This is a genomic window from Curtobacterium sp. MCLR17_044 (assembly GCF_003234435.1).
In the GTDB taxonomy this organism is placed as follows: domain Bacteria; phylum Actinomycetota; class Actinomycetes; order Actinomycetales; family Microbacteriaceae; genus Curtobacterium; species Curtobacterium flaccumfaciens.
In genome coordinates, this window is the sequence record NZ_QKTC01000008.1 from 88,279 (window position 1) to 100,084 (window position 11,806).

9 protein-coding genes are annotated in these 11,806 nt (G+C 71.9%); 5 read left to right on the forward strand and 4 right to left on the reverse strand.

The features are described from left to right. Nucleotides 1–107: 107 nt before the first annotated feature. Complete coding sequence (locus tag DEJ04_RS07290) at nucleotides 108–3,587, forward strand: efflux RND transporter permease subunit (protein WP_111046682.1); 3,480 nt, start codon at nucleotides 108–110, stop codon at nucleotides 3,585–3,587. Here the strand turns inward: DEJ04_RS07290 and DEJ04_RS07295 are convergent. Together DEJ04_RS07295 and DEJ04_RS07300 are read right to left on the reverse strand one after the other, a co-directional pair. After that, entirely contained in the window at nucleotides 3,584–3,880 is a 297-nt protein-coding gene (locus tag DEJ04_RS07295; protein ID WP_111024960.1) for a hypothetical protein, read from the reverse strand. The two genes, DEJ04_RS07290 and DEJ04_RS07295, sit on opposite strands and share 4 nt — an antisense overlap. A gap of 144 nt (nucleotides 3,881–4,024) precedes the next feature. Beyond that, complete coding sequence (locus DEJ04_RS07300; protein WP_111091869.1) at nucleotides 4,025–5,041, reverse strand: alpha/beta hydrolase; 1,017 nt, start codon at nucleotides 5,039–5,041, stop codon at nucleotides 4,025–4,027. Between the two features lie 106 nt (nucleotides 5,042–5,147). Between DEJ04_RS07300 and DEJ04_RS07305 the strand changes: the two genes are divergently transcribed. Beyond that, entirely contained in the window at nucleotides 5,148–6,002 is an 855-nt protein-coding gene (locus tag DEJ04_RS07305) for a PPK2 family polyphosphate kinase (RefSeq protein WP_181437760.1), read from the forward strand. 270 nt (nucleotides 6,003–6,272) lie between these two features. Then, nucleotides 6,273–8,399: a DEAD/DEAH box helicase gene (locus DEJ04_RS07310; protein WP_111046683.1), complete on the forward strand. Its 2,127-nt coding sequence runs from the start codon at nucleotides 6,273–6,275 to the stop codon at nucleotides 8,397–8,399. A gap of 145 nt (nucleotides 8,400–8,544) precedes the next feature. On the opposite strand, the gene DEJ04_RS07315 is transcribed toward DEJ04_RS07310, so the two are convergent. Next, nucleotides 8,545–9,054, reverse strand: a complete 510-nt coding sequence (locus DEJ04_RS07315; RefSeq protein WP_111046684.1) for a DUF664 domain-containing protein — start codon at nucleotides 9,052–9,054, stop codon at nucleotides 8,545–8,547. Between the two features lie 36 nt (nucleotides 9,055–9,090). After that, the gene (locus DEJ04_RS07320) at nucleotides 9,091–9,669 is read right to left on the reverse strand and encodes a MarR family winged helix-turn-helix transcriptional regulator (protein WP_111046685.1); all 579 of its coding nucleotides are present in this window, start codon (nucleotides 9,667–9,669) and stop codon (nucleotides 9,091–9,093) included. 208 nt (nucleotides 9,670–9,877) lie between these two features. Between DEJ04_RS07320 and DEJ04_RS07325 the strand changes: the two genes are divergently transcribed. Next, nucleotides 9,878–10,477 carry a hypothetical protein gene (locus tag DEJ04_RS07325; RefSeq protein WP_110864334.1) on the forward strand — a complete coding sequence of 200 codons (600 nt, stop codon included), beginning with the start codon at nucleotides 9,878–9,880 and terminating at the stop codon, nucleotides 10,475–10,477. 68 nt (nucleotides 10,478–10,545) lie between these two features. After that, complete coding sequence (locus tag DEJ04_RS07330; RefSeq protein ID WP_111046686.1) at nucleotides 10,546–11,745, forward strand: S24/S26 family peptidase; 1,200 nt, start codon at nucleotides 10,546–10,548, stop codon at nucleotides 11,743–11,745. Nucleotides 11,746–11,806 lie beyond the last annotated feature (61 nt).

The following is an 11,806-nucleotide window of genomic DNA, read 5'->3' on the forward strand; positions in this document are numbered from 1 at the left end:
CTGCAGTCCTGATCCGACGGCGGGTCCTCGCCGCTCCGTCTTGATCCGACGGCGGGTTCTGGCTGCCAGCCGAACGTTCGTCGGTCGGTCCTGCGAGGATCGATGACGTGCACCTCCTCTCGGTCTTCAGCCTGCGCAACCGGGCCCTCATCGCGCTCGTCACGATCGTGGTCGCGGTCTTCGGCGGCATCGCGCTCTCGAGCCTCAAGCAGGAGCTGATCCCCAGCGTCGAGTTCCCGCAGGTCGCGATCGTCAGCGCCTACCCCGGAGCCACGCCAGAGGTCGTGTCGAACGACGTCTCGACCAAGATCGAACAGGCGATCCAGGTCGTCCCGGACCTCGAGTCGACCAGTGCGACCTCGTCGACCGGGCAGAGCGTGGTGTCGGCGTCGTTCCAGTACGGATCGAACCTGGCCAGCGCCGAGGACAAGATCCAGACCGCGGTGAACGCGCTGTCGCTGCCCGACTCGGTGCAGACGCAGATCGTCACCGGGTCCTTCGACGACCTGCCGGTGCTGCAGGTCGCCGTCTCGGCGTCCGGCAACCAGGAACAGCTCGTCGACCGGCTGCAGGCCTCGGCGATCCCCGACCTCGAGAAGCTCGACGGCGTGCGGCAGGCGGACGTCTTCGGCAACCCGGGTCGTCGCGTCGTCATCACGCCGGACCAGGACGAGCTCGCCGCCCGCGGCCTCAGCCAGACGGCGATCTCGGACGCGCTCGACGACAACGGCACCCTGATCCCCGGCGGCACCATCACCGAGGACGGCTCGACCCTGTCGGTGCAGACGGGCGAGCGGATCGCTTCGCTCAAGGACATCCGCGCGTTGCCGCTGACGAGCTCGTCGAGTTCGGACGGGTCCGGGTCCGGGTCGGGTGCCGCCGGCGCCGACGGGACGGCCTCGTCCGGTGACGGCACGGCTGCGGGTGCGACCGGCACGGGGGCGACCGGCACCGGTGCGACCGGGACCGGCACGGGCGCGACCGGCACGGGTGCGACCGGCACCGCTCCCACGGGTGACGCCGCGACGGGCGGGTCGACGACCGCGGCCACGCCGACGGACACCACCCTGGGCGACGTCGCGAAGGTCGCCATCACCGAGTCGCCGCGCACCTCCATCAGCCGCGTGGACGGGCAGCAGGCGCTGACGATCTCGATCACGAAGACGCAGGAAGCCAACACCGTCGACGTCTCGAACACCGTCCGCGACGCCCTGCCCGGCATCGAGGACAAGATCGAGGGCGACCCCCGCTTCACCGTCGTCTTCGACCAGGCGCCCTACATCCAGCAGTCCATCGACTCCCTGGCCGAGGAAGGCCTGCTCGGGCTCGCCTTCGCGGTGCTCGTCATCCTGGTGTTCCTGCTCTCGTGGCGCTCCACGCTCGTCACCGCGATCTCGATCCCGACGTCGGTGCTCCTCGCCGCGATCGGCATGCGCGCCGCCGGCTACACGCTCAACATCATCACGCTGGCGGCCCTGACGATCGCGATCGGCCGCGTGGTCGACGACTCCATCGTCGTCATCGAGAACATCAAGCGGCACATGCTGCCCGGTGTCGACCGCGGCCAGGCCGTGCGGGACGCTGTTCGCGAGGTCGCCGGAGCGGTCACCGCCTCGACCCTGACGACCGTCGCGGTGTTCCTGCCGGTCGCCTTCGTCGCAGAACTCGTGGGGGAGCTGTTCCGACCGTTCGCCGTGACGGTCACCCTGGCGCTCGTCGCGTCGCTGTTCGTCTCGCTCACGATCGTGCCGGTGCTGGCGTACTGGTGGCTGCGCCCGCCGAAGGCGAAGCCGGGCGACGCGGCGACGGCAGCGGCAGCGGAAGCACCCACGGACGCGGAAGTGGCACCGTCGGCGATCGATGCCGAGCGCGCGCGCGAGGGCGACCGCTCGGAGGGTGCGCTCGCCTCCGCCGCGGACCTGCACGACGCCGGCCGGGTCGACCGCCTGCGCCGCGTCTACCTGCCGGTGCTCCGGTGGGTCGTCCGCAAGCCGGTCGTCGTCATCCTGCTCGCCGTGATCGTGCTCGGCGGAACGGTCGCCACGCTGCCGTTCGTCACCACGAACTACCTCGGCGACTCGGGGCAGAACACGTTCACGGTCACGCAGGACCTGAAGGCCGGTTCGAGCCTCGCCGTCCAGTCCGAGTCCGCACGCAAGGTCGAGCGGGCACTGCAGGACGTCGACGGCGTCGAGACCGTGCAGACCACCATCGGCACGAGCGGCCAGTCGATCCAGGCGGCGTTCGGCGGGGGCGGCAGCGCCTCGGTGCAGTACGCCGTCACGACCGACGCCGAGGCCGACCAACCCACGATCCAGGCCGACGCCCGGAAGTCGATCGGCGCGATCAAGGACGTCGGCGAGGTCACCATCGCGTCCTCCGGCGGCGGGTTCGGCGGCAGCAGCGACATCGAGGTCGACGTGACCGCGCCGACCCAGTCGCAGCTCGAGACGGCGTCGCGCCAGGTGCTGCAGACCATGCAGTCGGTACCGGACACCACGGGCGCCACGAGCAACCTGTCCGCGGCAGAACCGTTCCTCGCCGTCCGGGTCGACCGCCAGGAGGCAGCGTCACTCGGACTCACCGAGACCCAGGTGGGTGGCCTCGTCGCCGCCGCGGTCTCGCCGCGGGACACCGGCAGCATCGAGATCGACGACGCGACGCTCGACGTCTACATCGCCGACCCGGAGCCGCCGACCACCATCGCCGCGCTCCGTGCACTCGACGTGCCGACGAGCACCGGCACGGTCCCGCTGTCCGACGTCGCCACGGTCGAGGAGTCCGAGGGGCCCACCACGGTCACCACGACGAACGCGGCTCGCACCGCCACGATCACCGTGACGCCGGACGCCACGAACCTCGGTGCGGCCGTGCAGTCCGTCACGACCGCCGTCGACGAGCTCGACCTGCCGAAGGGTGCGACCGCCTCGATCGGTGGCGTCGCCGCCAGCCAGTCGTCGGCGTTCTCGCAGCTCGGGCTCGCGGTGCTGGTCGCCGTGCTGATCGTCTACGTGATCATGGTCGCGACGTTCCGGAGCCTGCTCCAGCCGCTGCTGCTGCTCGTGTCGGTGCCGTTCGCGGCGACGGGCGCGATCCTGCTGCAGATCGCGTCGGGCGTCCCGATCGGCGTCGCGTCGCTGATCGGTCTGCTCATGCTCGTCGGCATCGTCGTGACGAACGCGATCGTGCTCATCGACCTCGTCAACCAGTACCGACGGCGCGGGCTGCGGGTGCGCGAGGCGTTGATCGAGGGCGCCACACGACGCCTCCGTCCGATCCTGATGACGGCGATGGCGACCATCTTCGCGCTGCTGCCGATGGCGATCGGGCTGACCGGCAAGTCCGGCTTCATCTCGCAGCCGCTGGCGCTGGTCGTGATCGGTGGCCTGGTGTCCTCGACGCTGCTGACGCTCGTGGTGCTGCCGGCGCTGTACTTCGTGGTCGAGCGGGCTCGCGAGCGCAACGACGACCGGATCGCCGCGGGCAGGACCCGGAAGCAGGCGCGCGCTGAGCGACGCCAGGAACGCGTGGAACTCCGGCAGGAACGACAGCGGCGACGAGCCGCGCGTTCCGGCAGCGCTGCCTAGCGGCGGTACTCGGCGTCGATCGCGGCGAGGGGCGAGACGACGACGCGCTCGGTCCGCTCCTCGCGCTCGACGGCCCGGAACCAGGACACCAGCACGAGGGTCAGCGTCACGAGGAACACCACGGCGGCGACCTGTGACACGACGGCCAGCTGTCCGGTGACCGAGGCGTACCCGCCGAACGACACCGCGGCGACGAACGACAGCCCGAGCAGCAGCTCCCCGAACGTCTGCAGCGCAGGGCGGTCCCAGCGGGTCGCAGCGGCGCGGGCAGGGCGGGTCGAGGTGTCGGTCACCCCCGAAGTCTGCGGCCAGGGGGTCGGCAGCGGCAGTCCCGACTCCGGGTGGCACCCACCCGGGGCACGCGGTCGGTCTCCTGCGCCGGCAGCCGGCAGCCGGCAGCTGGCAGCCCCAGCCGGCCGCCGGTCGGCCGCCCGCGGTCAGCCCAGCTGCGTCCGCAGGAACGTGACCACCCGGCGGCTCATCGCCTCGTCGAGCTGGGCGATCGAGTGCGCCGTGCCCTCGACCGCCACGAACGTCACCGGGACGTCGTGGGACCGGAGCGTCGCGGCGAACTCCTGCGACTCCCACATCGGGATGAACTCGTCGGTGGAGTGCCCGATGAAGAACGGCGCGGTGTCCGAAGTGACGTGGAACTCGGGCGACGCCCGCGTGGCCGCCGGACACCTGGCGTACGACCGGCACCCGAGGTAGAGCAGCTGCTTGCGCTGGAAGGCCGCGGACACCCCGTCGGGCTCGGTGGACCGGGTGGTCAGGTTCGTCGGCCCGCTCAGGTCCACCACGGCACGGATCCGGTCACCGTCGGCGTACGCGGCGGAGTCGTGGTCGGTGACGGCGAGCATCGCGGCGAGGTTGCCGCCGGCGCTCCCGCCGAACACGCCCACACGCTGGGAGTCGACGTCGTAGGTCTCGAGCGTCGCGGGACGGAACACGTAGTCGAGCGCACGGCGGACGTCGTCGAGCCCGGCCGGGAACGGATCCGTCGGGGCCAGGCGGTAGTCGACGTTGAACGTCACGAAGCCCTCGGACGCCAGGTACTTGCACACGGACCGGTACGCGGCCGTCGCCTTGTCGCCGTGCGACCAGCTGCCGCCGTGGATCATCAGGACCGCCGGGCGTCCGGTGGTGGCCTCGACCGCTTCGGCATCGGGGTCGGCGGTGGCCGAGGCGGACGGCGTCGCAGTGGGCGTCGCGGTCGTCGCGGGGTCGCTGTCGGCGGGCAGGCACACGTCGAGGCGCTGCAGCGGGTCGGTGCCGTAGGGCACGTCGGCCACCACGTCGATGCCGTGGTAGCGCAGCGACAGCGGGTAGATGACGCTGTCCGCGGTCACGGTGGCGTTCTCGTCGCCGACCGGGTCCGTGCTGCAGGACGCCATCGCGCCGAGCGCCACGACCGCGGCGACGAGCGCGAGCACTGAGCGGCGGCCGGACTTCATCACGTCCACGCTAGCCGCCCCGGCGACCGCCCACGTCACCCGAGCGGAGGACGGCAGTGCGAGGATGAGCACGGCAGCCGCCGACCGGAGCACCGCAGGAGGACCCGTGAGCAATCGCAAGGCCTGGAACGCCGATCCCGAACCACTGCTCCGCGTCGAACCCGGGTTCCGCCTCGACCAGGTGGACCCGGACGGCACCCCGGGCTTCCCCGGCCGAAAGATCGACGGCCTCGAGGCCCTCGCCGCCGGCGCCTCCCGTGTCGCCGCCCTGCAGGAGCGTCTGTACGCGGCGTCGACCGCCGGTGACGAGCGCCGGGTGCTGCTCGTGCTGCAGGCGATGGACACCGCGGGCAAGGGCGGCATCGTCTCGCACGTCGTCGGTGCGGTCGACCCGAACGGCGTGCACTACGCCGGCTTCAAGGCCCCGACGGCCGAGGAGCGCGAGCACGACTTCCTCTGGCGCATCGAGAAGCAGCTGCCGGCAGCCGGGCAGCTCGGCGTGTTCGACCGCTCGCACTACGAGGACGTGCTCGCCCAGCGCGTCCGCGGGCTCGCCGCACCGGACGAGATCGAACGCCGGTACGGCGCGATCACCGCCTTCGAGGACGGCCTCGCCGCCGCCGGCACGACCATCGTCAAGGTGATGCTGCACATCTCGAAGGACGAGCAGCGCGAGCGTCTCGGCGACCGGCTCGACCGCCCCGACAAGCACTGGAAGTTCAACCCGAGCGACATCGACGACCGCCTGCTCTGGGACCGCTACCAGCAGGCGTACCAGATCGCCCTCGACCGCACGTCGACCCCACAGGCGCCCTGGTACGTCGTCCCCGCGAACCGCAAGTGGTACGCCCGCCTCGCCGTGCAGCAGCTCCTGCTCCGGGCGCTCGAGGACATGCACCTGTCGTGGCCGAAGGCGGACTTCGACGTCGCCGAGCAGCGTCGTCGGCTCGCGGAGTCCTGAGCGCACGACCGCCGGCCTGGAGGCCCGTCCCGCGCCCGGCACGCCGCCGTCGGACCGCGTGGGGCTGGCGTCAGGGCACCGGCTCGCGTAGACTCGCTCGGTCGGCCTTCGACGTCGTGACATTGTGATCACGGAAATTCTGCTGGGTGTGTGTTGCTCGAGGGCTGGAATCACGTCGACTCGCGACGGGATGAACCCCCTCTCCGCAAGCAGCCCCCGCCGATGTCGCTGTCGGGCGCTGCGGTACGTTGCGCACCCGAGAAAGCAGCCATGGCCCCGTACAACAAGGGCGGCGCGGACAACCGCGCCTCCGACCGCGTCCGCCACCCGAACGGCACCCCCGCCGCCCGCAGCAGCAAGCACCGCGGGTTCCGCGCCGCCGACTCGTCGCAGCCGCGCCAGAAGCAGCGCTGGGACGCCGAGGAGCGTCGCGGTCGCGCGTCGCAGGGCGAGCGTCCGGCCCGTCCGAACTGGGAGCCGCGCGACGGCGGCGGCCAGCGTCGCCCCGACCGCGACGACCGTGGTCGCGGCTACAACCGCGACGACCGCGCCCCGCGTCGCTTCGATCGTGACGACCGTGCGCCCCGTCGTGACAATGACGACCGTCCGCGTCGTTCGTTCGACCGCGACGACCGCGCTCCGCGCAGCTTCAACCGTGACGACCGTGCCCCCCGTCGTGACAACGACGACCGTCCCCGTCGCTTCGACCGCGACGACCGTGCACCGCGCAGCTTCAACCGTGACGACCGTGCGCCCCGTCGCGACAACGACGACCGTCCCCGTCGCTCGTTCGACCGCGACGACCGTGCACCGCGTCGTGACAACGACGACCGTCCGCGTCGTTCGTTCGACCGCGACGACCGCGCACCGCGCAGCTTCAACCGTGACGACCGCGCGCCCCGTCGGGACAACGACGACCGTCCCCGTCGCAGCTTCGACCGTGATGACCGCGCTCCGCGCAAGTTCGACCGCGACGACCGTGCCCCGCGCGGCTTCAACCGTGACGACCGTGCGCCCCGTCGTGACAACGACGACCGTCCCCGTCGTAGCTTCGACCGCGACGACCGCGCCCCGCGGAAGTTCGACCGCGACGACCGCAGCGACCGCACCCCGCGCCGCTCGTTCGACGAGCCCGAGCGCGGCAAGTTCGTGCCCGCCGACGACGTCAAGCTCGAGAAGCTGCAGGCCGAGGCCACCATCGCGGCCGACGTCGAGGGCGTGACCTTCGGCGACCTGGGCATCGGCGGCAACATCTCCCGCGCCCTGCAGGAGCTCGGCGCCTCGAGCCCGTTCCCGATCCAGGCGGCGACGATCCCCGACGTGCTCGCCGGCAAGGACGTCCTCGGCCGTGGCCGCACCGGTTCCGGCAAGACCATCGCCTTCGGTGCGCCCCTGGTCGAGAAGCTCATGGAGCACGGCGGCGGCACCAAGCGCAAGATGGGCCGCGCCCCGCGTGCGCTCATCCTCGCGCCGACCCGTGAGCTCGCCCTGCAGATCGACCGTACCGTGCAGCCCATCGCCCGTTCGGTCGGCCTGTTCACGACGCAGATCTACGGCGGCGTCCCCTACGGCCGCCAGGAGGGCGCACTCGAGCGCGGCGTCGACATCATCGTCGGCACCCCCGGTCGTGTGCAGGACCTCATGAACAAGGGGAAGCTCGACCTCAGCGAGGTCATCATCTCCGTGCTCGACGAGGCCGACCACATGTGCGACCTCGGGTTCCTCGAGCCGGTGCAGGAGATCCTCTCCGCCACGGCCGAGGTCACCCCGCAGGGCAACCGCGCACAGAAGCTGCTGTTCAGTGCGACGCTCGACACCCAGGTCGCGGCGCTCGTCGAGCAGTTCCTGCACGAGCCGAGCGTGCACGAGGTCGCGGGTGAGGACCAGGCGTCCTCGACCATCGACCACCGTGTCCTCGTGGTCGAGCAGCGCGAGAAGGACCGTCTCCTCGAGGAGCTGGTCGCCGGCGACGGCAAGACGATCGTCTTCGCCCGGACCCGCGCCTACGCCGAGCGTCTGGCCGACCAGTTCGAGGACGCCGGCATCCGCGCGACCTCGCTCCACGGTGACCTGAACCAGTCGCGCCGCACGCGCAACCTGCAGCTGCTCACGAGCGGCCGGGTGAACGTGCTCGTCGCCACCGACGTCGCCGCCCGCGGTATCCACGTCGACGACGTCTCGCTCGTCGTGCAGGCGGACGCCCCGGACGACTACAAGGCGTACATGCACCGCTCCGGCCGCACGGGTCGTGCCGGCAAGGAGGGCACGGTCGTGACGATCGTCCCGCGTGGCCGCATCCGCAAGATCGAGGGCATCCTCGAGCGCGCCGAGATCGAGGCGGACCTGGTGCAGGCCGCACCCGGTGACGGCATCGTGTCGGAGCTCGCCGCGCGCTAGTCGCGACCACACGACGGACGGGAGGCCCGGTACCAGCTGGTACCGGGCCTCCCGTCCGTCGTCGAGTGAGCAGAAGACGTCGGGTCGCCGCGGCAGACTCGTCGTCTTCTGCTCACCGGACGCGCGACCGCGCGGCCGCGCGCGCTCAGCGGTTGAAGAACAGCAGCCCGCGCACGAAGCCGGCCTGTCCGGCGTGCTGCGTGCAGTCGTCCAGGATGCTCACGAGCCGCGCGCCGGCCGTGACGGGCGGGTCCCACGCGTCGTCGACGACGGGGTCGAGGTCGTCCGCGCCGAGCGTGCCGAGGTACGCGACGGTGCGCTCGTGCACCGCACGCAGGTACCCGGTGAGCAGCTCGGCAGATGCCCGCACCCGCCCGACGTCGTCGCGGGACATGCCGTAGCCGAGCGCCTCGGCCGGGAACGGCAGCCCGAACCGGTCGTACCAGCCGTCCGCCGTCCAGACCTGCTCGGAGCCGGCGAGGTCGGCGATCTGCACGTCCTGGCCGCGGGCGATGTGCCACGCGAGCCACGCCAGCGTGTTCGCCCCGGCGGCCGGTCGTGCCGCGAGCTGGTCTTCGGAGAGCCCGTCGACGGCCCGCTCGACCGTCTCGGGGACGCGGGAGAACGCTTCGGTGAGGAGTTCGGAGGGGGTCATGGCGCTCACGCTACGCGCGGGCCGTGACACCCGCTGTCACCCGGCGGCGCTGCGGTGGTGGCGCTCCAGGGCGGCACCCAGCCCCTCGAACGCGGCGGCGACCACGGCGCGGTCGGACGGTGCGACGACCTGCCGGAACGCGTCGGAGTAGACGGCACCGACCTCGCGGGCGACCGCGGTCCCCGACGGCGTGAGGTGCAGGAGCACGCTCCGGCGGTCCTCGGGGTTCGGGCGACGCTCCAGGTGTCCGTGCTTCTCGAGCCGGTCGATCAGCGACGTCATCGCGCCGGTCGTGAGTTCGAGGTACTCGCCGGCCTGCTTCGGGGTGACGCCGTGGCCGCCGGCGGCGCTGAGGAAGAACACGAACCGGGTGTCCGTGGCGTTCAGTGCGCGGGCCGTGCTCTCGTGGTGCAGGACGCGCGCGTGCTGCATCTGGAGCACGCGGAAGGCGGTGAGCAGTCGCGGCAGGTCGGCGTCGGGGTCCGTGTCGGCGGTGACGGGGTCGAGCGCAGTGACGTCGGGCGACATCGGTGCCGGCGGCGTGGTGGGGGCGACGCGTGCCGCGGGGACGGCGGGTGCGTGCGGGGGGAGGACGACCGGGTCGGTGTCCGTCATGGGAGCTCTTCTCGGGTACAGGGTGGGAACTTCAGTCAACAAGTAACTCACTCGTCAAGACACCCCCATCAGTGGGGACATCTCAGGTCTTGTGAGCTGCTCGAGGGCCAAGTAGCTTGATCGTCGTACCACCTCGGCACGTAGCGCGACCAACCACCGCGGGCCCGTCCGAACCACCGATCAGACCTCTTCCTCACGGAGTCCAACCATGTCTCGTGTCACGCCTCGTGCTGCCCGCCTCGCCGCCTGGATCGCCATCCCCGCCGCCCTCGTCGCCTCGGGGGTCGTCGTCTCGACGGCCTCGTACGCGGCCTTCTCCTCGACCACCGTCAACCCGACGAACAACTGGACGGCCGGCAGTGTCGCCCTGTCCGACGACGACAACAACACCGCGCTGTTCACGGCGAACAACCTGAAGCCCGGCTCGACCGGTGCGAACTGCATCGCGGTGACCTCGACCGGTTCGCTGCCCTCGGCCGTGAAGCTCTACGGCACGAACGTCTCGACCACGAAGGACCTGGCGGCGAACGTCAACCTGACCGTCGAGCAGGGCACCGGCGGCGGCTTCGGCTCCTGCTCCGGCTTCACCCCGGCCGCCACCGGCGGCTCGCTCTACAGCGGCACCGTCGCGGGCTTCGGGGCCGCCTCGACCAACTACGCGACCGGCGTCGGCACCTGGGCCCCGACCGGCACCGCGTCCGAGACGCGCGTCTACCGCGTCACCTACACGGTCTCGAGCACCGCCCCGAACACCGTGCAGGGCGGCACCGCAGCCCTCGGCTTCACCTGGGAGGCCCAGAACAGCTGAGCCGGGACCGGGGCCGAACCAGCCCCGTCCGTTCCCTCCCCGCAACGCGCCCCCGGTCGAAGGCAGTCATGAGCAGCATCGCAGTGCACGGTGGTCCCGCACCGCACGCAGCGGTCCGTGACGCCGTCGACTGGGGGCGCGTCGTCGTCGCCACCCTCGCCCGGGGCGTGGTCGCGACGCTGCTCGGCCTCGCGCTCTGGGCGGCCGCGCCGGCGCTCATCGGCTGGCAGCCGACCACCGTGATGACCGGTTCGATGGAGCCGCGGATCGTCCCCGGCGACGTGGTCGTCTCGCGTCCGGTCGGCTCGGGCGAGATCGCCACGGGCAAGGTCCTGCTCGCCGACGACCCGGACCAGGCGGACCACCTGCGCATGCACCGGTACGTCGAGGACGGCCCCGGCGGCACCATGGTCACGAAGGGCGACGCCAACCCCCAGCAGGACTCCACGCCGATCGAGCGCTCCGCCGTGCACGGCATCGCCTTCCTGCGCATCCCCTTCATCGGGACACCGATCCGCTGGATCAGCGCGGGGGAGTGGGGTCTGGTCGCGATGCTCGCGCTCGGTCTGACCGCGGTGCTCGCGCTCTGCACGATCGACGGGTCGCTCCGGCGACTCGTCGAGGCCGACGACGACACCGACGCCGCCGCCGGTGGTCCGGACGACGCGGCCGGCCCGGACGACGCAGCCGGTCCGGTGGACGGTACGGACGACGGCCGGGAGGCGCGAGACGGCGCCGCCACGGGCCTCCCGTCCGCCGCCTCCACCGTCCTCACCCGTCGCGCCCTGCGTCGACGAATCCGTCGCAGGCGGCGGCTGCGCCGCCTCGGCGGGGGCGCAGCGGTGCTCGTGCTCGCGGCGGCCGCCGGCGTCCTGCTGCCCGGAGCGGCGGACGCGGCCCCGTGGTCGCGGACCACCGTCGCACCGACCGCGGCCTTCACAGCGGGCACGGCGACCGGTGTCCCCACCCTGACCTGTGTGCCGGCCGGGTCGAACACGGTGACGATCGCCTGGACCTACGACAACGGCGCGACCGTGCCGGTGTCGTTCGACCTGATGAACGGGACGACGCAGGTGGCCAGCACGACGACCGTCGGGGCCCGTTCGATGACGTACGGGGGCGCCGGACTCCTGAACCTCGGCACCACCTACACGCTGCACCTCCGCACGAACCTCGGCAACAACTGGACCGCGACGAGCACCCCGACGGTCAAGGTCCGGGTCGTCTCGGTGCTGGGCCTGGCGTCCGCGAGCTGCGTGACCGCCTGAGTCCTCCACAGGGCACCGCGAGGTGTCCGGAGATGTCCCCGGCCGGCGTTACCGTGGCGGC